At 70.3% G+C, this 18,990-nt stretch carries 22 protein-coding genes; 16 read left to right on the forward strand and 6 right to left on the reverse strand.

Features of this window, described 5'->3' with window-relative positions; all coding sequences use genetic code 11:
* Positions 1–198 precede the first annotated feature (198 nt).
* Both ACK8OR_RS06945 and trxB read right to left on the reverse strand, forming a co-directional pair.
* On the reverse strand, positions 199–1,917 hold the full coding sequence (locus ACK8OR_RS06945; RefSeq protein WP_410188687.1) for a bifunctional sulfate adenylyltransferase/adenylylsulfate kinase: 1,719 nt from the start codon (positions 1,915–1,917) through the stop codon (positions 199–201).
* A gap of 187 nt (positions 1,918–2,104) precedes the next feature.
* Positions 2,105–3,118, reverse strand: a complete 1,014-nt coding sequence (trxB, locus tag ACK8OR_RS06950) for a thioredoxin-disulfide reductase (RefSeq protein ID WP_410188688.1) — start codon at positions 3,116–3,118, stop codon at positions 2,105–2,107.
* 161 nt (positions 3,119–3,279) lie between these two features.
* Here trxB and ACK8OR_RS06955 point away from each other — a divergent pair, with 161 nt between their 5' ends.
* From ACK8OR_RS06955 to ACK8OR_RS06965, 3 genes are all read left to right on the forward strand, one after another.
* Positions 3,280–3,780 carry an Lrp/AsnC family transcriptional regulator gene (locus tag ACK8OR_RS06955; RefSeq protein WP_410188689.1) on the forward strand — a complete coding sequence of 167 codons (501 nt, stop codon included), beginning with the start codon at positions 3,280–3,282 and terminating at the stop codon, positions 3,778–3,780.
* Positions 3,780–4,175 carry a RidA family protein gene (locus ACK8OR_RS06960; RefSeq protein WP_410188690.1) on the forward strand — a complete coding sequence of 132 codons (396 nt, stop codon included), beginning with the start codon at positions 3,780–3,782 and terminating at the stop codon, positions 4,173–4,175. The genes ACK8OR_RS06955 and ACK8OR_RS06960 overlap by 1 nt, the downstream gene beginning before the upstream one ends.
* Positions 4,176–4,375: 200 nt before the next feature.
* Positions 4,376–4,537, forward strand: coding sequence for a hypothetical protein (locus ACK8OR_RS06965; RefSeq protein WP_410188691.1), 162 nt, complete (start codon positions 4,376–4,378; stop codon positions 4,535–4,537).
* Between the two features lie 69 nt (positions 4,538–4,606).
* Here ACK8OR_RS06965 and ACK8OR_RS06970 read toward each other — a convergent pair whose 3' ends face one another.
* Complete coding sequence (locus ACK8OR_RS06970; protein WP_410188692.1) at positions 4,607–5,527, reverse strand: manganese-dependent inorganic pyrophosphatase; 921 nt, start codon at positions 5,525–5,527, stop codon at positions 4,607–4,609.
* Between the two features lie 95 nt (positions 5,528–5,622).
* Between ACK8OR_RS06970 and ACK8OR_RS06975 the strand changes: the two genes are divergently transcribed.
* Both ACK8OR_RS06975 and ACK8OR_RS06980 read left to right on the forward strand, forming a co-directional pair.
* The gene (locus ACK8OR_RS06975) at positions 5,623–6,279 is read left to right on the forward strand and encodes a DUF2161 domain-containing phosphodiesterase (protein ID WP_410188693.1); all 657 of its coding nucleotides are present in this window, start codon (positions 5,623–5,625) and stop codon (positions 6,277–6,279) included.
* Between the two features lie 148 nt (positions 6,280–6,427).
* The gene (locus tag ACK8OR_RS06980; RefSeq protein ID WP_410188694.1) at positions 6,428–7,279 is read left to right on the forward strand and encodes a DMT family transporter; all 852 of its coding nucleotides are present in this window, start codon (positions 6,428–6,430) and stop codon (positions 7,277–7,279) included.
* On the opposite strand, the gene ACK8OR_RS06985 is transcribed toward ACK8OR_RS06980, so the two are convergent.
* Positions 7,249–7,704 (reverse strand): NUDIX domain-containing protein, encoded by a 456-nt coding sequence (locus tag ACK8OR_RS06985; protein ID WP_410188695.1) that lies wholly within the window; start codon positions 7,702–7,704, stop codon positions 7,249–7,251. The two genes, ACK8OR_RS06980 and ACK8OR_RS06985, sit on opposite strands and share 31 nt — an antisense overlap.
* A gap of 72 nt (positions 7,705–7,776) precedes the next feature.
* Here ACK8OR_RS06985 and ACK8OR_RS06990 point away from each other — a divergent pair, with 72 nt between their 5' ends.
* Positions 7,777–8,508, forward strand: coding sequence for an esterase/lipase family protein (locus ACK8OR_RS06990; RefSeq protein ID WP_410188696.1), 732 nt, complete (start codon positions 7,777–7,779; stop codon positions 8,506–8,508).
* Here the strand turns inward: ACK8OR_RS06990 and ACK8OR_RS06995 are convergent.
* Positions 8,505–10,589 carry a tetratricopeptide repeat-containing sulfotransferase family protein gene (locus ACK8OR_RS06995; RefSeq protein ID WP_410188697.1) on the reverse strand — a complete coding sequence of 695 codons (2,085 nt, stop codon included), beginning with the start codon at positions 10,587–10,589 and terminating at the stop codon, positions 8,505–8,507. The two genes, ACK8OR_RS06990 and ACK8OR_RS06995, sit on opposite strands and share 4 nt — an antisense overlap.
* Positions 10,590–10,766: 177 nt before the next feature.
* On the opposite strand from ACK8OR_RS06995, the gene ACK8OR_RS07000 reads away from it, so the two are divergent.
* From ACK8OR_RS07000 to ACK8OR_RS07025, 6 genes are all read left to right on the forward strand, one after another.
* Positions 10,767–11,522, forward strand: coding sequence for a Hint domain-containing protein (locus tag ACK8OR_RS07000; RefSeq protein ID WP_410188698.1), 756 nt, complete (start codon positions 10,767–10,769; stop codon positions 11,520–11,522).
* 68 nt (positions 11,523–11,590) lie between these two features.
* Entirely contained in the window at positions 11,591–12,463 is an 873-nt protein-coding gene (locus ACK8OR_RS07005; RefSeq protein ID WP_410188699.1) for a TIGR01459 family HAD-type hydrolase, read from the forward strand.
* A gap of 105 nt (positions 12,464–12,568) precedes the next feature.
* Positions 12,569–13,012 carry a MaoC family dehydratase gene (locus ACK8OR_RS07010; protein WP_298435109.1) on the forward strand — a complete coding sequence of 148 codons (444 nt, stop codon included), beginning with the start codon at positions 12,569–12,571 and terminating at the stop codon, positions 13,010–13,012.
* A 55-nt stretch (positions 13,013–13,067) separates the two neighbouring features.
* Entirely contained in the window at positions 13,068–13,994 is a 927-nt protein-coding gene (locus tag ACK8OR_RS07015) for a bifunctional riboflavin kinase/FAD synthetase (protein WP_410188700.1), read from the forward strand.
* A complete protein-coding gene (locus ACK8OR_RS07020; protein ID WP_410188701.1) occupies positions 13,987–14,466 on the forward strand; it encodes a YcgN family cysteine cluster protein in 480 nt (159 codons plus the stop codon). Before ACK8OR_RS07015 ends, ACK8OR_RS07020 begins: the two co-directional genes overlap by 8 nt.
* Positions 14,466–15,485 (forward strand): threonine aldolase family protein, encoded by a 1,020-nt coding sequence (locus tag ACK8OR_RS07025; RefSeq protein ID WP_410188702.1) that lies wholly within the window; start codon positions 14,466–14,468, stop codon positions 15,483–15,485. The genes ACK8OR_RS07020 and ACK8OR_RS07025 overlap by 1 nt, the downstream gene beginning before the upstream one ends.
* Before the next feature lie 123 nt (positions 15,486–15,608).
* Here the strand turns inward: ACK8OR_RS07025 and ACK8OR_RS07030 are convergent, their stop codons facing one another.
* Positions 15,609–15,869, reverse strand: coding sequence for an accessory factor UbiK family protein (locus tag ACK8OR_RS07030; RefSeq protein WP_410188703.1), 261 nt, complete (start codon positions 15,867–15,869; stop codon positions 15,609–15,611).
* Between the two features lie 106 nt (positions 15,870–15,975).
* Between ACK8OR_RS07030 and lgt the strand changes: the two genes are divergently transcribed.
* From lgt to ACK8OR_RS07050, 4 genes are all read left to right on the forward strand, one after another.
* Complete coding sequence (lgt, locus tag ACK8OR_RS07035; RefSeq protein WP_410188704.1) at positions 15,976–16,875, forward strand: prolipoprotein diacylglyceryl transferase; 900 nt, start codon at positions 15,976–15,978, stop codon at positions 16,873–16,875.
* A complete protein-coding gene (locus ACK8OR_RS07040; RefSeq protein ID WP_410188705.1) occupies positions 16,872–17,930 on the forward strand; it encodes a class I SAM-dependent methyltransferase in 1,059 nt (352 codons plus the stop codon). Before lgt ends, ACK8OR_RS07040 begins: the two co-directional genes overlap by 4 nt.
* A 64-nt stretch (positions 17,931–17,994) precedes the next feature.
* Entirely contained in the window at positions 17,995–18,741 is a 747-nt protein-coding gene (gene pgeF, locus ACK8OR_RS07045; RefSeq protein WP_410188706.1) for a peptidoglycan editing factor PgeF, read from the forward strand.
* Between the two features lie 116 nt (positions 18,742–18,857).
* Positions 18,858–18,989, forward strand: a complete 132-nt coding sequence (locus ACK8OR_RS07050) for a hypothetical protein (protein WP_410188707.1) — start codon at positions 18,858–18,860, stop codon at positions 18,987–18,989.
* Position 18,990 lies beyond the last annotated feature (1 nt).

Consider the following 18,990-nt stretch of genomic DNA (forward strand, 5'->3'; position numbering starts at 1 on the left):
TCCACGAGATCGGTTCCGGCGATTGAAAGAGAATCCGGCGGTGATCGGGGTCCGCGTGTCGGAACCCGCTTTTTCATATTTCGCTGGTGTTCCGGTCCGGTGGCCGACCCCAGGGACGCGAATGCGAACATCCGCGCGCGACCGCGGCGGTAGGGGCGCGGGGCGGCGAACCGGTCCGACCCCCGGTCCTTGCCCGCGTCAGCCCGCGATCAGACCCATGCCTTCGAGCTTCAGCAGAACCTGCTGCGCACAATTGTCCACTTCGAACCCTTCGGTATCGACCACGAGTTCGGCGGCGACCGGCGCCTCGTAGGGGTCCGAGATGCCGGTGAACTCCTTGATCTTCCCCTCGCGCGCCAGCTTGTAGAGACCCTTGCGGTCGCGCCGCTCGCATTCTTCCAGCGACGTGGCGACATGGACCTCAACGAAGGCGCCGAAGGCCTCGATATCCTCTCGGACGGCGCGGCGCGTGGCGGTATAGGGTGCGATCGGCGCGCAGATGGCGATGCCGCCGTTCTTGGTGATCTCGCTCGCGACATAGCCGATGCGGCGGATGTTGAGGTCGCGGTGCTCCTTCGAGAACCCCAGCTCCGACGACAGGTTCTTGCGGACCACGTCCCCGTCAAGAAGCGTCACCGGACGGCCGCCCATCTCCATCAGCTTGACCATGATGGCATTGGCGATGGTGGACTTGCCCGACCCCGACAGCCCGGTGAAGAACACCGTGAAGCCCTGCTGGCTGCGGGGCGGCGAAGTGCGGCGGAGTTCGCGAACCACCTCCGGGAAGGAGAACCATTCCGGGATCTCCAGCCCCTCGCGCAGGCGGCGGCGCAACTCGGTGCCCGAGATGTTCAGGATCGTGACATCGTCCTTGTCGACGATCTCGTCCGCCGGCTCGTACTGCGCGCGCTCCTGGACGTAGACCATGTGCTTGAAGTCGACCATCTCGAGGCCGATCTCATCCTGGTGCTGCCGGAACAGGTCCTGTGCGTCGTAGGGGCCGTAGAAATCCTCCCCCGCCGAATTCTTGCCAGGACCGGCATGGTCGCGCCCGACGATCATGTGGGTGCAGCCGTGGTTGCGGCGGATGATGCCGTGCCACACCGCCTCGCGGGGGCCGGCCATGCGCATGGCGAGGTTCAGAAGGCTCATGGTCGTCGTGGACGGCTGATACTTGTCGAGCACCGCCTCGTAGCAGCGGACGCGCGTGAAATGGTCCACATCGCCCGGCTTCGTCATGCCGACGACCGGGTGAATCAGCAGGTTCGCCTGCGCCTCGCGGGCGGCACGGAAGGTCAGTTCCTGATGGGCGCGATGGAGCGGGTTGCGGGTCTGGAAGGCGACGATGCGGCGCCATCCCAGCTTGCGGAAATAGGCGCGCAGCTCGTTGGGCGTGTCGCGGCGGGCGCGAAAATCGTAATGCACGGGCGGTTGGATGCCCGTTATGGCTCCGCCCAGATAAACCGGGCCAGCCTGATGGTGCAGGTAGTTGACCGCCGGATGCGCGAGGTCGTCGGCGCCGTAGACCATCTCGGCCTCGCGCGCCTTGTCGGGGGTCCAGCGATCGGTGACCGACAGGATCGCGAGGATTACGCCCTCGGCATCGCGTAGCGCAATATCCTGACCTTCGGCGATCTCGCCCGCGAAAGCCTCGGACACGTCGAGCGTGATCGGCATCGGCCAAAGCGTGCCGTCGGCCAGCCGCATGTCGGCAACGACGCCATCGTAATCGGCCTCGCTCATGAAGCCCTTCAGGGGCGCGAAGCCGCCGTTCATCAGAAGTTCGAGGTCGCAGACCTGGCGCGGCGTCAGATCCCAGCTGGGCAGGGCGGCGGCCTCATGCCGGAGCTTCTGCGCGCTGTCATAGCTGACATAGAGTTCCTGGATCGGGGCTAGGTTCGGCGAGGCGGTGGACATGCGATGTTCCCGTGCGGTCGGTGGCTGCGGCGCGTCTCGCACGCAAGTGGCGCGATTTTAAGGCCGGTCGTTCGGGGACCGGCCATGCGCCAGCGGCATGGCAGGCGTCAAGGGCGGCACCCGGCCCGGCGCGACAGTAGGCGGCAAACCCTTCGGGAAGCCTAACGCCGCGATCCCCCGCGCGCGATCACTCCGCGGGTTCGTCCACCGGGGCGCCGTAGCCCAGCGGGGCCGACTGGTCCTGCTCGATTTCGGAATCGAGCCCGTGTTCGGCCAGGAACCGCTCGGCTTCCAGCGCGGCCATGCAGCCCATTCCGGCGCTCGTGACCGCCTGGCGGTAGATGTGGTCCGTCAGATCGCCCGCCGCGAAGACGCCGGGAATGCTGGTCGCGGTCGAATCGGGCTTTGTGACGACGTAGCCGCCCATATGGGTCTCGAGCTTGTCCTTCACCAGCTCGGATGCGGGCGCGTGGCCGATGGCGATGAAGACGCCGGTGCATGCGACCTCCTGCGTGGCGCCCGTCTCGCGATGGACCAGCCGGACGCCGGTCACGCCCTTGGGCATGTCGGAGCCCAGCACCTCGTCGAGCTGGTGATCCCAGATCGTCTCGATCTTGGGGTTCTTGAAGAGGCGGTCCTGCAGGATCTTCTCGGCCCGAAGCGTGTCGCGGCGATGCACGAGGATGACCTTTTTGGCGAAGTTCGTCAGGAACAGCGCCTCTTCGACGGCGGTGTTGCCGCCACCGACGACGACGACCGTCTGGCCGCGATAGAAGAACCCGTCGCAGGTCGCGCAGGCACTGACGCCGAAGCCCTTGAACGTCTCTTCGGACGGAAGGCCCAGCCACTTGGCCTGCGCCCCCGTCGCGAGGATCAGGGCGTCGGCAGTGTAGGTCGTGCCGCTGTCGGACTTGGCCGTGAAGGGCCGCTTCGAGAGGTCCAGCTCGGCGATGTGATCGCCCACGATCTCGGTGGCGACGGCGCGGGCATGGGCCTCCATCCGTTCCATCAGCGCGGGGCCCTGCACCTCGGTGTCGCCGGGCCAATTCTCCACCTCGGTGGTGATCGTCAGCTGGCCGCCGGGCTGGATGCCCTGCACCAGAACGGGCTCCAGCATGGCGCGGGACGCGTAGACGGCGGCGGTATAGCCGGCCGGGCCGGAGCCGATGATCAGAACCTTGGAATGACGGGTCTCGGACATGGGACGGCCTCCTCGCGCTTGGGCTCCCGATATGGGGCCGAATCGCGGCGGGCGGAACCCCCGCCGCGGCGCCTCGGGCGCAAGATGATTGCGGAGTTGCGAAACATTCTTGCGCAATAACCCCTCGCGTGGGAAAGATCGCGCCACCCGAGGAGAGACCCATGCCCCCGACCAAGCTCGATCCCATCGACCGCCAGATCCTCGCCGAGCTTCAGGCCGATGGCCGGATGACGAATGTCGAGCTGGCGCGACGGGTCGGCATCTCGGCCCCGCCCTGCCTGCGCCGCGTCCGCGCGCTCGAGGAGGCGGGGCTGATCCAGGGATACCATGCCGATGTCGACGCCCGCGCGCTGGGCTTCGAGGTGCAGGTCTTCGCGATGGTGTCGCTGCAGCGCCAGGCGGAGGTCGACCTCTCGGCCTTCGAGGCGCTGGCCACCGAATGGCCCCTCGTGCGGGAGTGCCACATGCTCAACGGCGAGATCGACTTCATCCTGAAATGCGTCGCCCCCGATCTGTCGACCTTCCAATCCTTCCTGACGGGCGAGCTGACGGCGGCCGACAACGTCGCCTCGGTCAAGACGTCGCTGGTGATCCGGGGCGCCAAGGACGTGCCGGGCGTGCCCTTCGACGTGCTCGAGGCGCGTCTGGCGATGGACGCCTGATGCCGCGCCCCAGCTTTCACATGATCGAGGGCGCGCCCTCGCCCGTCGCGACCTTCTCGCATTGCACCGAGGTCGATGGCTGGGTCTTCCTGACCGGCCAGATGCCGACCTGGCCGGGCGAGCCGGACCGCGCGCTGCCCGACGGCGTCGCGGCACAGACCGCGCGCGTGATGGACAACCTGATCCTCGTCCTCGAGGGCATGGGGCTCGATCTGGGCTGCGTCGCGCAGGCGCGGGTCTACCTCACCGACTTCGAGCGGGACTACGCCACGATGAACGCGACCTATGCCGCCTATTTCCCCGAGGGCGCGCTTCCGGCGCGGACCTGCATCGGGGTCACCGGGCTTGCTGTGGGCGCGCTGGTCGAAATCGACATGGTCGCTCGCCGCCCCTGACAGGGCTGCCCGATTCCCGTCATGTTCGGGAAATGGGGCGCATCCGGCCATTGTTCGGCATGTCGCTACAAAAACTCGCGAATTTCGGAAACGGGCGGCCCCGACGATGGCGTTTGTCGCGATCTCGCGCGGCAAAGCTGCCCCGAGTCTGCCTTATTTCCGAACTAGAATGGCCTTAGTTTCGACTTGGGGAAAACAAGATGAACGTCTGCATCAAGTACTGGAGCGCCGCGCCGCGCTGCACCGGCTCGCTCATGGATCAACTGCACGGCACCTCGCCCGGCGGGCTGGAGGCGGGACTGGCCATCCTGCTGCTCGTGGGCGCCGCGATCGCCGTTTTCGTGTTCCGCAATCCGGCATGACGCACGCGACCGGCCGCTTCGGGGGGAGCGGCCGGTCGCAACAGCCCGGGTCTGGCCGTCGGGGGGCGGTCAGACCTTGAGGCTGGGGATGATCTGCTTCTTGCGGCTCATCACGCCCGGCAGCACGACCTGATCGCCCGTCACGGAAGCGCCGAAGCTCGCCTCGGCGACCGATTTCACCAGCGCGTTCGGCACGAGGAGCGTCGCCTCCTCGGCGAGGATGTCCACCACGAAGAGCAGCACCTGCGCCACGCCGTCCTCGGCGGCGACGGCGGGCATCGCCTCCATCAGCGCGGCCTTCCGGTCGAGGATCGCGGCGGGAGACGTCGTCTCGAGAACCGAGACCCGGAACTTGGTGCCGCCGACCTCGTATTCCTTCGAATCCATCCGCAGAAGCTCCGCCTCCGAGAAAGAGGACACGTCCGACTTGGCCGCGAACATGTCGGCGGCGAAGGACGGGATGTCGATGCCGAGGTCGTCGGCCAGCCGTTCGGCGACGGCGCGGTCGTGATCGGTCGTCGTCGGCGAGCGGAATTCCAGCGTGTCCGACAGGATGCAGGTCAGCATCGCGCCCTTGATGCCTTCGGGGGCCGAGGACAGCGCCTGCCCCATCAGGTCGGCCATGATCGTCGCCGTGCACGCAAGCGGCCGGATCGTGATGTCGATCGGGGCCGCCGTCTCGAGCCCGCCGACCAGCTTGTGATGGTCGATGATCTGCCGCAGGTCGGCCCCGCCGATCGACGCCGGTAGTTCGGCGGGATTGTTGGTGTCCACGACGACGACCGGCTGGCCGGGGGCCAGCTCCGAGATCACTTCCGGCATGTCGAGCCCCCAGCGGCCCAGCATCCACGCGGCCTCGGTGTTGGGCTGGCCGGTCAGGACGGCGCGGGTGGGCGTGCCCTGCACCTCGGACAAGTACCAGGCCCAGGCGATCGGGCTGCCGGTCGAGTCGGTATCGGGGGAGAAATGGCCGAGAACGAGGTGGGTCATGGGGCAGGTCCCTGGGTCTGATGGCGGTCGCGCGGGGCCTTAGCGCGCCCGGCGGCGCTTGTCACGGGGGCCGCCGCGCCGCTATCCCGGGCCCCATGCGCGAGACCGACCTCTACCCGCCGGTGAAGGCCTTCCTCGAAGGCCAGGGCTACGCGGTGAAGGGCGAGATCGGGCCTGCCGACGTGGTCGCCGTCCGCGGCGACGAGCCGCCGGTGATCGTCGAGTTGAAGACCGGGTTCAGCCTCGCCCTCGTGCATCAGGGCATCGACCGGCAAGCGGTCACGCCGCATGTCTACCTTGCCGTCCCGGACGTGGCCGGGCGGCGCGGATGGTCGGCGCTGAAGGCCAACCTCAAGCTCGCCCGGCGGCTGGGTCTCGGGGTGCTGACGGTGCGGGCGCGCGACGGGCTGGTGACGGTCCATTGCGACCCCGGCCCCTTCCAGCCCCGGCTCCTGTCGAAGCCCCGCGCCCGGCTGCTGCGCGAATTCGCGGCCCGGCGCGGCGACCCGTCGCCCGGCGGTGCCACGCGGATCGGACTGGTGACCGCCTACCGACAGGACGCGCTCGTCCTCGCGGCGCATCTGGCGGCCGCGGGCACGTGCCGGGGCCGTGACGCGCGAGACGCGACCGGCGTGACGCGCGCCACGCAGATCATGCGCGACAACCACTACGGGTGGTTCGTGAAGGTCGCAGTGGGCACGTTCGAGTTGACCGAGGCGGGCCGCGCGGCGGCCAAGGGGGCAAATCCCTGAAGGAGCGAATTGCGGGCCCATTGCGGCGGCGAGACGGCATGGGTGGCCCCGTAGCATCCGCATATTCGGGGAGCAAAGACCGGCAGCCTCGCGCGGGCGTGACCCGACGCGGATTGCGCGGGCCGGGCCGCGCGGGCATTCGGACGGAATGCGCCTGTTCCTGATGACCGCCCTCGCCGTGACGCTTTTGGCGGCCAACTCGCTTCTGACGCGGGCGGGGGTGCTCGACGGGACCGATCCCGTCGCATTCGCGGCGATCCGGGTCGGGGCCGGGGCGATCGTGCTGGCTCTGCTCGCGGCGGGGCGTGGCATCGACCTTCGCGGCAGGCGGCGCTGGGGTGCTGCCTCGGCGCTGGTGATCTACCTGATGGGCTTCAGCCTCGCCTATCGCAGCCTCGACGCGGGGCTCGGCGCGCTGATCCTCTTCGCGACGGTGCAGCTGGGGCTGTTCGCCGCCGGTGCGGCCCGGGGCGAGCGGGCGGGTCCGGTGCGCCTGTCCGGCATGGCGATGGCACTGGGCGGGCTCGTCTGGCTGCTGGCCCCCGGCGGCGGGCCTTGGGCCTTCGGCGATGCCGCGCTGATGGTCGCGGCGGGGCTCGCCTGGGCGGCCTACAGCGTTGCGGGGAAGTTCGAGCCGAAACCGCTCGCGGGCACGGCCGGGAACTTCATCCTCGCCGCCGGGGCCGTCCTCCTTGCCGCACCGCTCTGGTGGGGGGCGGACGTGACGCTGCTGGGCTGGATCACCGCCGCCGCATCCGGTGCGATCGCCTCGGGGCTGGGCTACGCGCTGCTTTTTCGGGTGCTGCCGCGCATGGGGCTTGCGACGGCGGGCGTGGCCCAGCTCTCGGCGCCGGTGATCGCGATGGCGGGCGGCGCGCTTCTGCTGGGCGAGTGGCCGACCGGGCGCGCGCTGGCGGCGGCGAGCCTCGTGCTGGCCGGGATCGCGCTGGCCACGATCCGGCCGCGGCGTCAGCCCACGATCCGCTCCAGCGGATCGTAGCGCGGCGCGCCGGCGTCCATCCAGGCGACGGACGGCAAGGCGAGCGGGCGGTAGCGCAGCTCCGCCATCTCGGCCCGCGTGACCCAACGACGGCGTGTCACCACGCCCTCGGGATCCTTCCACGTGGGGTCGAGCGTCCCCTGCACGAGGCGGCAGCGAAAGAAGAGTTCGACCTGGTGGAAGTCGCGCGCGGGGTCGTGGAACTCGTTGACCAGGCAGGGCGCATCGACCCGCACCTCCAGCCCCGTCTCCTCGAGCACCTCGCGCGCGAGGTTCTCGGGCAGGCCCGCATGCGGCTCGGCCCCGCCGCCGGGCGCGCACCAGAGGTCGCTTCCCGCCGCGGGCGGATAGGCGTTCACGAGGAGGAGCCGGTCGCGGTGGACGAGGATCGCGCGGGCGGCGATGCGGATGGGGCGATGCGTCATGCAGGCCGACATAGCATGGCCCGTCGCCACGTCGCGCTGGCGAGCGGCCCCGCACGCGCATAGATGGGAGGGATGATCCGCCTCGCCCTGCTTCTCGTGGCCCTCGCCCTGCCCCTTCGGGCCGAGACGGTACCCGATTGCGTGGTTCTTTTGCACGGGCTGGCGCGGAGCGATGCCTCGCTGATCGTGATGGAGGAGGCGCTGGAGGCCGAAGGTTTCCAGACCGTCAATGCCGACTACCCCTCGACCACCGACGATATCGCGGCCCTGGCCGCGCTGACCCTGCCCCGCGCCTTCGCCGCCTGCGCCCCGGACGCCCCGGCGATCCATGTCGTGACCCATTCGATGGGCGCGATCCTGCTGCGCCATTGGTATGGCACCGCGACGCCGATCCGGCCGGGTCGCACGGTCATGCTGGCCCCGCCGAACCAGGGATCGGAACTGGTGGACGCGCTGGGGGGGCTGGCCCCCTTCGAATGGATGAACGGGCCCGCCGGGTTGCAGCTTGGCACCGACGGTCTGGCACCGCGGCTGGGGCCGGTCTGGCCCGGCGTCGGGGTCGTCGCGGGGACACGCAGCCTCAACCCCGTGGCCTCGGCCATCCTGCCGGGGCCGGATGATGGAAAGGTCTCGGTCGCATCGACGCGGGTCGAGGGCATGGACGACCATATCGAACTTCCGGTGACGCATACCTTCCTGATGAACTCGCCCCTCGTGATCGGCGAAGTGCTGGCCTTTCTGCGCACCGGGCGCTTCGACCGCGATCTCGGCTATACGGACGTGATCGAGACCTTCACCGACTAGGCGAGGCCTTCGCGGGCCAGTGCCTCCAGAAGCGGGCCGATCCGGGCCTCGTGGCGCGCCCAGCCGCCTTCGGAGGTGCGGTAGATCGGCTGGCGCACCTGCGCGAAGCTGAGCGTATCGACCCGTCCCGCCGTTTCGTGGAACCCGAGCACGCGGTCGTCCCAGCCGAGCCCGCAGGCGCCCAGCAGCGCGCGCGCCTCGGCCTCGGGATCCGCCAGCAGTGCCTCGTAGCGGATCGTGTGAAACGCCCCCTCGGGCAAGCGGTCACGCCAACCCTCCACCGCCGCACGGAACAGCGCGGCATGGGCCGCGATGCCCTCGGGCGACGCGGCGTAGCGATGGGTGCCGTCGGGGAAGTGATTGCGCCAGATCGACAGGGCGGTGTCGCGGGGATCGCGATCGACGACGACGATCGCGGCGCGGGGCAGGATCGCGCGGATGAGGCCGATTTCGACGAAGGAATGGATCGATTTGTCGGTGACGCGCCCCGCGGCCCCGGTCAGGCGACGAACCCGTGCGTCGTAGTCGGCGCCGATCGCCCCGAGCATGTCCGACGGCGGCGTCTCGCCCCGGTCGAGCAGCGTGACGAGCGGGCGGATCGCGTGCGACAGCAGGCCCAACTCGCCGCCTGCGGTCACATCGGGATGCGCGGCGAGGATGGCCTCGACCAGCGTCGTGCCCGAACGGGGCAGGCCCGTGACGAAGATCGGCGCAGCCTCGCAATCGCTGGGCGCGAGGTCGGCAAGCTGCGGCCAGCGTTCGAACGCGCGGACGAGCCCGGTGCGATCGGCCGCAGCGTCGTGCGGAAAGGCCTCGGCCGTCGCGGCGTTGGCGCGGGCCAACGCGGCGAAGGCGGCATCGGGCGCGTGCGGCTCGGTCGCGCGGGCCAGCGCGTAGAGCGCCAGCCGCCGGTCGGAGGCGGGCGTCGCCTCGGCCTCGGCGGCGGTTCGCATCGCGGCGATGGCCGGATCGTCCGCGCCCAGCTTGCCGCCATAGGCCAACGCGCGGAGCGCCGTGCCATGGGCCGGGTCCGCGGCGATGGCGGCGCGCAGATCGGCCTCGGCGGCGTCGGACCGACCCAGCGACTGGTAGAGCTGGCCGCGCGCCGCCAGGATGTCGGCGTCATCCGGCGCCCGGTCCAGCGCCGCGTCATAGGTGGCGAGCGATGCATCCGCATCGCGGGCCGAGGCCTGCGCGTGACCGAGCAGCCGCGCGCGATCGGGGGCGTCCGTCCTGCGCGCGGCGGCCGGCTCCACCGCGAGATCGGGGCGCTTCATCGCCAGCGCGGCTTCGGCCGCAAGGCGCAGCGGCGCGTCGGACTTCGGCGCAAGGGCGCGGGCGGCTTCGGCGGCGCGGAACGCGGGCTCGGCCAGATCCCCGGCGAGCGCCAGCCGCCCGAATGCCATCTGCGCGTCGGCCCAGCCGGGTGCGGCCTGAACTGCGCGCCGCGCTTCGGCCAGGGCCTGCGGCATCCGCCCCGCGCGGGCCAGCGCCCGGACCAGTCCCAGCCGCAGATCGGCAGCATAGGGCTCGAGCCGCAGGCCGCGGGCGAAGGCGTCCGCCGCTTCGGGCGCCTTGCCCGCATCGAGCCGGGCCTGTCCCAGCATCGCCCAGACGATCGCTCCGGCCTGCGCCTTGAGAAGCGGGGCCGCGACGGTCTCGGCCCCCCTCAGGTCGCGGGCCTTCACCTTCGCCGAGAGTGCGGCGAGGTCGCGCTTGCCCGCGGCCCCCGTCCCTTGCGCACGCGCGCCCTTGCCCGCGGCCGCGCCCTGCACCATCGCGACCAGCGGCGCAGGCAACCCGGCCCCCTTCGCGCGCTTCACGAAGGCGGGTCCGGCCCCGGCGGCATGGGCGGCCAGCGCCGCCTCCATCCAGACCGCAGGCTCCTTCGGGGCGGCGGCCAGGATCGCGTCGAACCCGGCCTGCGCGTCCCCGGCCCGACCGTCGATCAGCGCGGCCCGCGCCCGAAGAAACGCCGCCTCGACCCCGTCGAGCCCGCGCAGCGCCGCGATGGCGGTATCGGGGCGACCGGCGTCGATAGCGCGGCGGGCGTCGGCGAGGGGATCGGGTGCATCGGTCATGCCCGCCGCCTAGCACGCGCCACGAGGCCCCGGAAGCCGCGCCACAAAATTGCCGGATTCGCACCAACAGGCGAAATCGAAACCTATTGTTTCCGCCAAACCGGTTGATCCAACCCCCTGCACCGGGCCTATAAGACGGCCTGCGGTGGGGGCCGTATCTGCTTGGACGATCTCGTCATGACTGCTTACCAGCGGCTTCCTTCCGCGTCGCATATCCCTGTCACACCCGCCGCTGCGGACCGCGAGGCCTCGCGCGCGACCGTCGCGCTCGATCTGGCCTGGTTCGACCTCAGTGGTCGCGCCACGTGGGACCGGCGGCACCTGCCCGACACGCCCGAAGTGACCGGCGCCGTGGCGAGCCTCGCGCGCGGTGCGATGCTCAAGGGAACGGACGGCCCGATCGCGGTCGAGGACCTGATGCCCGGCGACCACGTCGCGACGCAGGACGGCGAGACGGTGCGGATCGACTGGATCGGATCGCGCACCTACGCGCCCTCGGACGAACGACCCACCTTCTACCGCGTGACCGCCCGTGCCTTCGGGCCGAATGGCCCCGAGGCGGACGTCATGCTGGGCGCTCGCGCCCATGTGCTGATCCAACACCGGCTCTGCTACGAACTCCTGCGCGTGCCGCGCGCCTTCGCGCCCGTCGCCGCGCTCGAGGACGGGCATCTCGTGTCGGCGGTCACGCCTCCGGGCGAAGTCACGGTCTACGGCATCGCCTGTTCGGGCCAGTCCGCGGTGATGGTCTCGGGCCTCGCCGTCGAAAGCTACCACCCCGCCCGTGCGACCGGCCGAAGCCTCAACCGCACCGTCCTTTCCGACATGGCCCGGCTCTTTCCGCAGATCGGCGACGGCGACGGCTTCGGCCCGCCCCGTATCCCCTATCTCAGCGCCTCCGAGGCGCATGGGCTGGCGATGGCGATCGGCTGACGGCTGGAAAGCGGCGATCCTTGCTGTAGGTATCGCGGCGAACCCAACCGTTCCGGAGACCGGCCCCCATGCAGATCATCCACGCCCTGTCCGAGGTCTCGGACCGCTACCGCGCGCTGTTCGTGGATCTCTGGGGCTGCGTCCATGACGGGGTGCGCCCGTATCCCGGCGCGGTCGAGGCGCTGCGGGCCTACCGGGCGGGCGGCGGGCACGTCATCCTCGTGACCAACTCGCCCCGCCCGCGCGCGGGCGTCGCCGAACAGATCGCCGAGATGGGCGTGACCGACGATGCCTATGACGACATCGCGACGTCCGGCGATTCGGCACGCACGGCGATGTATCGCGGGGCGGTCGGGACGCGCGTCTGGCACCTGGGGCCGGAGTTCGACGCCGGATTCTTCCAGCCGCCTGCCGTGCTCGACGATCCGCTGGCCGTCGAACGCGTCCCGCTGGAACAGGCCGAGGGCATCGTCTGCACGGGCCCGCTCGACCCCTTCGCCGACCCATCCGTGATGCGGCCCCAGTTCCTCGCCGCCAAGACGCGCGGATTGAAGCTGCTCTGCGCCAATCCCGATATCGTGGTCGATCGCGGCGGCGTACGCGAATGGTGCGCCGGCGCTTACGCCGAGCTCTATACCGAGATGGGGGGCGAGAGCCTCTATTTCGGCAAGCCCCATCCGCCGATCTACGACCTCGCGCGGCGGCGGCTGGGACAGATCGCGGATGTCTCGGACGCTTCGATCCTCGCCATTGGCGACGGTCCCGCGACCGATGCGGCCGGAGCGATGGGCGAAGATCTCGATCTCCTATTCATCTCGGGCGGCCTCGGGGCCGAGGAGACGGCCACGCCCGAGGGCGGCCACCCGGACCCCGGCAAACTGAACACCTATCTCGCGGCAACGGGCGTAGCGCCGACCTACGTCATCGGAACGCTTCGGTAACGTTCGGTCCCTTCTGCGGCAAAATTCGAACAATTCTTTCGTCGTGACTTGCCGCAATGCGGCATCCGTGCTAGCTCGCCCCCCATGAGTTCGGAGGGAGCGCCCATGCTCGACAACATGCCCCAGAGCACGATCTGCATCGAAGATATCGAGATCGGCATGACGCGGTCGCTGACCAAGGTCGTGACCGATCGCGACATCGAACTCTTTGCCGAGGTGTCGACCGATCACAATCCGGTGCATCTCGACGACGACTATGCGCGCGACACGATCTTCGAGGGGCGGATCGCCCACGGGATGCTGACCGCGGGCCTCATCTCGGCGGTGATCGGCGAGCAGCTTCCGGGTCACGGCACGGTTTATCTGGGCCAGACGCTCAAGTTCCTCGCGCCGGTGCGGCCCGGCGACCTCGTGACCGCCTCCGTCACCGTGACCGCGATGGATATCGCCCGCCGTCGCGTTACCATGGACACCGTGGCCGAGATCGACGGCAAGCCCGTCCTGAAGGGCGAAGCGACCGTCATGGCGCCGTCGCGCAAGTTCGACTGACGCTGCGGCCGGGCCGCGCTTGCGCCCCACGGGGCGGCGGGCTAGCCCCCGTTCCATGCGGATCTTCCGGGACCATCGCGCCATTCCGACCGACGCCCGCGGCGCCTCGGCGGCCATCGGCAATTTCGACGGCGTGCATCTGGGCCATCGCCACGTGCTGGACCGGGCCCGTCGCGACGGCGCACCGCTCGCCGTCGTCACGTTCGAGCCGCATCCGCGTGAGGTCTTCGCCCCCGATGCCCCGCCCTTTCGCCTGATGTCGCCCGCCGCCCGCGCGTCGCGCCTCGCGAAGCTCGGCGTCGATACGCTGTTCGAGCTGCCCTTCCCCGAGATCGCGCCGCTCAGCGCCGAGGCCTTCATGTCGAACGTACTGGCCGATGGGCTGGGCTTGACCCATGTCGTCACAGGTGCCGATTTCCGGTTCGGGAAAGGGCGCGCAGGGGATGCAGCGACGCTGCGGGACGGCGGCGCGCGCCTCGGGTTCGACGTCACCACGGTCGAGCTTCTGGGCGGCAACGCGCCGGTCTCCTCGACCGCGATCCGAACGGCGCTGACCGAGGGGCGACCCCGCGACGCCGCCCAAATGCTGGGCCATTGGCACCGGATCGAGGGCCCCGTCCTCCACGGCGAGAAGCGCGGCCGGACCTTGGGTTACCCGACCGCGAATATGGCGCTCGACGGGCTGCATCTGCCGCGTCTCGGGGTCTATGCGGTGCTGGTCGATATCCTCGACGGACCCCATGCCGGGTCGCGTCACGGGGTGGCCTCGCTGGGGGTGCGCCCGATGTTCGGCGACAACGTCCCCAATCTCGAGACCTTCCTCTTCGATTTCACGGGCGATCTCTATGGCGCGCAGCTCTCGGTCGCGCTGGTCGATTTCCTGCGTCCCGAAGCGACGTTCGACGGGCTCGCTCCGCTGGTCGCGCAGATGGATGCCGACAGCGCCCGCGCGCGCGACCTCCTGGCAGCCCTCGATGCCTGACGATCCCATCGACCGGACGGGGTTGCGCGACCGGTTCTGGACGCAGCCCCTCGGGCGCTTCACGCCGAAGGAGTGGGAGGCGCTGTGCGACGGCTGCGGCAAATGCTGCCTCAACAAGCTCGAGGACGAGGACACGCAGGAGGTCGCGCTGACCCGCGTCGCCTGCCGCCTGTTCGACGACGGGACCTGCCGCTGTTCGAACTATGCCGACCGGCTGTCCTACGTGCCCGAATGCGTCGTCCTGACGCCGAAGAACCTGCCGGACGTGGTCTATTTCTTTCCCGAGACCTGCGCCTATCGCCGCCTGCACGAAGGGCGCGACCTGCCGCATTGGCACCCGCTCCTGACCGGCGACCCGATGTCGCCGCATCTCGCCGGGGCGTCCCTGATGGACGAGACCGTCTCCGAGATGCAGATCCCCGAGGAGGATTGGGAGGATTTCGTAATCACCGAACCGACCGGAGGCGCCTGATGAACCTCAACTTCGCATCCGACAACACCGGTCCCGTCCACCCCGCCATCTGGGACGCGATGACCACGGCCAATGCCGGGGCCGCCATGCCCTACGGTGCCGACCCGTGGATGCCCGGCGTCCGCGAGCGTCTGCGCATCCTCTTCGAATGGCCCGAGGCGGAGGTGCTTCTGGTGCCGACGGGAACGGCGGCCAACGCGCTGGCGCTGGCCGGGCTGGTGCAGCCCTGGCAGTCGGTGCTTTGCCACCGCCTCTCGCATATCGAGCTCGACGAATGCGGCGCGCCGGAATTCTACACCGGCGGCGCCAAGCTGACGCTGGTGGATGGCGATGACGGCCGCATCGCGCCGGAGGCGCTGGAGGCGGCGCTCGCGGCGATGGAAGGCTCGGTCCACAACGTCCAGAAGGGCGCGCTGAGCCTGACGAACGTGACCGAGACCGGGAGCGTCTACGCCCTCGACACGCTGGCGGACCTGACGGGGATCGCGCGCGAACACGGGCTCGGCACCCATCTCGACGGGGCGCGATTCGGCAACGCCTGCGCCGCGCTGGGGTGCACAGCGGCCGAACTTGTCCGAGGCTTCGACATGGTCAGCTTCGGGGGCACCAAGAACGGCTGCATGGCGGTCGAGGCCATCGTCATGCGCGACCCCGCCCGGCTCCGCGAGATGGAGCTGCGGCGCAAGCGCGCGGCCCAGCTCTGGTCCAAGCATCGCTATCTCTCGGCGCAGATGGACGCCTATCTCGACGGCGATCTCTGGCTGGACAATGCCCGCACCGCGAACGCCGCCGGGCAGCGTCTGGTCGCGGGTCTGCGGGAGATGGGCGTCGAGGTCGTCGGCGATCCCACGGCGAACATGGTGTTCGCGCGGATGGATCGCGCGGCTCACGAACGCGCGCGGGCGGAGGCGCAATATTACCTGATGGATGCCGCCGAGCGCCCGCTCGCGCGACTGGTCTGCGACTTCACCAAGACCGAGGCCGAGGTGGACCGGCTGCTCGGGCTGATCCGGGGCTGACCCGCGCCGCCCTTGGGCGCGATCACGGCAGGCGCATCAGGGCCGTTTCGGGGGCGGGGGGACGAGGCGGCCGCAGCCATCGAACAGGGCCCGGATCAAGACCGCGTCCACCCTGTCGCGCCGTCAGGCTTTCCCCGCGGCCGGTTTCTTCGTCTCCATCGCGTCGAGCCGGGCCTTCAGCGCCTCGTTCTCCTCGCGGGCCTTCTGCGCCATCGCGCGGACGGCGTCGAACTCCTCGCGCGTGACGAAGTCGCGATCGGCCATCCAGCGGTCGAGCATCGACTTCATCGCCGTCTCGGCCTCGGCGCGCGCGCCCTGGGCCACGCCCATCGCGTTGGTCATCAACTGACCGATATCGTCCATGAAGCGGTTGCGGGTCTGCATCTGTCGGGCCTCCGTGCCGGTCTGGTAAACATATGGGGCGCAAGCGGCCCGGTCTCAAGCCGCACCGCGCTTGACCCCCCGTGCCGCGGCGGGCATGGCGAGAGCGATGATCGCCGCAATCCTGTCCTTCCCCAACGTCTCGCCCGAGATCTTCACGCTCGAACTGGGCGGGTTCGCCTTCGCGCTCCGGTGGTATGCACTGGCCTATATCGTGGGCATCGTCGGCGGCTGGTGGATGTCGCGCTGGGTCGTTTCACAGCCGCGTCTCTGGCGTAACGACACGCCGCCGATGACCCGCCAGCAGGTCGAGGACGTGATGACCTGGATCGTGCTCGGGATCGTGCTGGGCGGGCGTCTGGGCTACGTGATCTTCTATCAGCCTGCCTATTACCTTCAGAACCCGTCCGAGATCCTCGCCGTCTGGCAGGGCGGCATGTCCTTCCATGGAGGCGCGGCCGGCACGGCCATCGCGGTCACGGTCTACGCCTGGCGGCATGGCATCCCGATGCTGTCGATCCTCGATATCGCGTCACTGGTCGCGCCGCTGGGCCTCGGGCTCGGGCGGCTCGCGAATTTCATCAACGCCGAGCTCTGGGGCCGGCCATGGGACGGGCCGTGGGCGGTGATCTTCCCCGGCGGCGCGGCGCAGGCCTGCGCCAATGTGGGCGAGCTCTGCGCCCGGCACCCCAGCCAGCTCTACGAGGCGATCCTCGAAGGTGCCATCCTGCTGGGCGCGCTCTGGTGGGTGGCGCTGCGCGGCGGGTTCAAGCGGCCGGGCCTCCTCCTCGGGATCTTTCTGTCGGGCTATGGCGCCGCGCGCACCTTCGTCGAGCACTTCCGCCAGGCGGATGCGCAATACATAACCGAAGGCAACCCGCTGGGCCATGTCGTCCGGCTCGGCGAGGCCGGTCTGACCATGGGTCAACTGCTGTCGCTGCCGATGCTGGTCGTCGGCCTCGCGGTCATCGCCTGGTCCCTGACGCGGGCTCGCCCCGCCCGCGCATGACGCTTGCCGGGCAACTGGCCGCGCGCATCCGGGCGACCGGTCCGATGACGCTCGCGGAGTTCATGGCCGAGGCACTGCTCCACCCGACGCTCGGATACTACACCACCGGCGATCCGCTGGGCGCGGCCGGCGACTTCACGACCGCCCCGGAAATCAGCCAGATGTTCGGCGAGATGCTGGGCCTCTGCCTGGCGCAGACCTGGCTCGACCAGGGCGCGCCCGACACCGTCACGCTGGCCGAGCTGGGGCCCGGACGCGGCACGCTGATGGCCGACATCCTGCGCGCCACGCGGGGCGTGCCGGGCTTTCACGACGCGATCTCGGTGCATCTCGTCGAGGCGTCGCCCGCCTTCCGCGCCGCACAGGCGACGCGCCTGTCCGATTACGATCCCAGCTGGCACGACAGCGTGGACGATCTGCCCGATTCTCCCCTCCTTCTCGTGGCGAACGAGTTTCTCGACGCCCTTCCGATCCGGCAGTTCGCCCGCGTCGGGGACGGCTGGGCCGAGACCCTCGTGACGGTCACCGATGGCGGGCTGGCATTTGCACGGGGCGAGCCGGTGCCGGTGCCCGAGCTCGACCATCACGACGTCGCCGACGGCACCATCGTCGAGCGCTGTCCCGCGCTGGTGCCGGTGATCGGCGCGGTCGCGGCGCGGGTGGCCACAGGCGGCACGGCGATCTTCGTCGATTACGGCCACTGGCGCGCGCAAGGCGACACGGTGCAGGCCGTGCGCGCCCATGCGCCGGTCGATCCGCTGGACGCGCCGGGCACCGCCGACCTGACCGCGCATGTCGATTTCGAGGCCATCGCACGGGCCGCCGCCCCCGCCGCCGTCACGCCGATGATCCGACAGGGCGTGCTGCTGGAGCGGCTGGGGATCACGGCGCGCGCGCAGGCCCTCGCCCGAGGCCTCGACGGGGCCGAGCGCGATGCCCTCATCGCCGCCCATCGCCGCCTCGTGCACCCCGCCGAGATGGGCGACCTCTTCAAGGCCATCGCGCTTCATCCACCCGGCACGCCGCCGCCGCCGGGCTTCGACGCATCGGCTTGACCCTCCCGCGCGAACGCGCTCCCCTGCCCCGGACCGAACCCTCGCCCGCGGAGCCCGCGTGACCATGACGCTCGAATTCCTGCGATCCGATCTTCTGGGCGACGTGGCCCATGGATTCTTCACGCGCCGGGGTGGCGCGTCGTCGGGTATCTTCGCGGGGCTGAATTGCGGCACGGGTTCGTCCGACCAGGCCGAGGCGGTGGCGACGAACCGCGCCCGCGTGGCCGAGGCGATGGATGGCCCGCTGCACGGCGTGCACCAGGTCCATTCGGCGGATGTCGTGACCATCGACGGTCCCCTTTCCGAGCCGTCGACGCGGGCCGACGCCCTCGTGACCGCCAGCGCCGGCCAGGTCCTGACCGTCCTGACGGCCGATTGCCAGCCCGTCCTCTTCCACGAGCCCGAGGCGGGCGTGATCGGCGCGGCGCATGCCGGCTGGAAGGGCGCGCTCGGCGGGGTGCTCGAGGCGACGATCGACGCGATGTGCGACCTCGGGGCGACGCGGGGCCGGATCCGCGCGGCCATCGGCCCGACGATCTCGCAGCGGGCCTACGAGGTCGGACAGGAATTCCTCGACCGGTTCGAGGACGAGGACCCCGACGCGCTCGCGCATTTCGCGAACGGCGCGGACGGCAAGTATCAGTTCGACCTGCCGGGCTACGGCCTCCGGCGGCTCCGCGCGGCTGGGGTGCGGGCGGAATGGACCGGGCATTGCACCTATTCCGACGCCGGGCGGTTCTATTCCTACCGGCGCACGACCCATGCCGGCGAAGCCGATTACGGCCGCCTGATCTCCGCCATCACGCTCTGACGCGGGCGCGCCGCGGCGCGCCACGATTCCGCCCCGGAATCACCCGCACGCCGTCCCGCTCCCGCCGTGAGGGGCCGCCATACCGGTCTTCAACGCAGGACGAAGGAGACCCGGCCATGGCGCGACAGACCTGGATGGATCGCACGATCGAAGAAACCCGCACCGCCGAGATCCGGATGCCCTGGTCCCGCCGTCCGACGCCCGCGCCGGACCGCGACGCGCCCGCCCCGGTGCCGATCCGCGCCTGAC

The organism is Jannaschia halovivens (assembly GCF_046452375.1).
GTDB lineage: Bacteria > Pseudomonadota > Alphaproteobacteria > Rhodobacterales > Rhodobacteraceae > Jannaschia > Jannaschia halovivens.

What these genes read in the sequence shown, in the direction of transcription:
- ACK8OR_RS07010 (WP_298435109.1), top strand. Translation starts at nt 12,569, where the DNA reads ATGCTCGACAACATGCCCCAGAGCACGATCTGCATCGAAGATATCGAG.
- ACK8OR_RS07040 (WP_410188705.1), top strand. Translation starts at nt 16,872, where the DNA reads ATGACGCTTGCCGGGCAACTGGCCGCGCGCATCCGGGCGACCGGTCCG.
- ACK8OR_RS06975 (WP_410188693.1), top strand. Translation starts at nt 5,623, where the DNA reads ATGCGCGAGACCGACCTCTACCCGCCGGTGAAGGCCTTCCTCGAAGGC.
- lgt (WP_410188704.1), top strand. Translation starts at nt 15,976, where the DNA reads ATGATCGCCGCAATCCTGTCCTTCCCCAACGTCTCGCCCGAGATCTTC.
- ACK8OR_RS06945 (WP_410188687.1), bottom strand. Translation starts at nt 1,917, where the DNA reads ATGTCCACCGCCTCGCCGAACCTAGCCCCGATCCAGGAACTCTATGTC.
- ACK8OR_RS06960 (WP_410188690.1), top strand. Translation starts at nt 3,780, where the DNA reads ATGCCGCGCCCCAGCTTTCACATGATCGAGGGCGCGCCCTCGCCCGTC.
- ACK8OR_RS07000 (WP_410188698.1), top strand. Translation starts at nt 10,767, where the DNA reads ATGACTGCTTACCAGCGGCTTCCTTCCGCGTCGCATATCCCTGTCACA.
- ACK8OR_RS07020 (WP_410188701.1), top strand. Translation starts at nt 13,987, where the DNA reads ATGCCTGACGATCCCATCGACCGGACGGGGTTGCGCGACCGGTTCTGG.
- ACK8OR_RS06980 (WP_410188694.1), top strand. Translation starts at nt 6,428, where the DNA reads ATGCGCCTGTTCCTGATGACCGCCCTCGCCGTGACGCTTTTGGCGGCC.
- ACK8OR_RS06965 (WP_410188691.1), top strand. Translation starts at nt 4,376, where the DNA reads ATGAACGTCTGCATCAAGTACTGGAGCGCCGCGCCGCGCTGCACCGGC.
- ACK8OR_RS07015 (WP_410188700.1), top strand. Translation starts at nt 13,068, where the DNA reads ATGCGGATCTTCCGGGACCATCGCGCCATTCCGACCGACGCCCGCGGC.
- ACK8OR_RS07005 (WP_410188699.1), top strand. Translation starts at nt 11,591, where the DNA reads ATGCAGATCATCCACGCCCTGTCCGAGGTCTCGGACCGCTACCGCGCG.
- trxB (WP_410188688.1), bottom strand. Translation starts at nt 3,118, where the DNA reads ATGTCCGAGACCCGTCATTCCAAGGTTCTGATCATCGGCTCCGGCCCG.
- ACK8OR_RS07050 (WP_410188707.1), top strand. Translation starts at nt 18,858, where the DNA reads ATGGCGCGACAGACCTGGATGGATCGCACGATCGAAGAAACCCGCACC.
- pgeF (WP_410188706.1), top strand. Translation starts at nt 17,995, where the DNA reads ATGACGCTCGAATTCCTGCGATCCGATCTTCTGGGCGACGTGGCCCAT.
- ACK8OR_RS06970 (WP_410188692.1), bottom strand. Translation starts at nt 5,527, where the DNA reads ATGACCCACCTCGTTCTCGGCCATTTCTCCCCCGATACCGACTCGACC.
- ACK8OR_RS06995 (WP_410188697.1), bottom strand. Translation starts at nt 10,589, where the DNA reads ATGACCGATGCACCCGATCCCCTCGCCGACGCCCGCCGCGCTATCGAC.
- ACK8OR_RS07025 (WP_410188702.1), top strand. Translation starts at nt 14,466, where the DNA reads ATGAACCTCAACTTCGCATCCGACAACACCGGTCCCGTCCACCCCGCC.
- ACK8OR_RS06990 (WP_410188696.1), top strand. Translation starts at nt 7,777, where the DNA reads ATGATCCGCCTCGCCCTGCTTCTCGTGGCCCTCGCCCTGCCCCTTCGG.
- ACK8OR_RS06955 (WP_410188689.1), top strand. Translation starts at nt 3,280, where the DNA reads ATGCCCCCGACCAAGCTCGATCCCATCGACCGCCAGATCCTCGCCGAG.
- ACK8OR_RS07030 (WP_410188703.1), bottom strand. Translation starts at nt 15,869, where the DNA reads ATGCAGACCCGCAACCGCTTCATGGACGATATCGGTCAGTTGATGACC.
- ACK8OR_RS06985 (WP_410188695.1), bottom strand. Translation starts at nt 7,704, where the DNA reads ATGACGCATCGCCCCATCCGCATCGCCGCCCGCGCGATCCTCGTCCAC.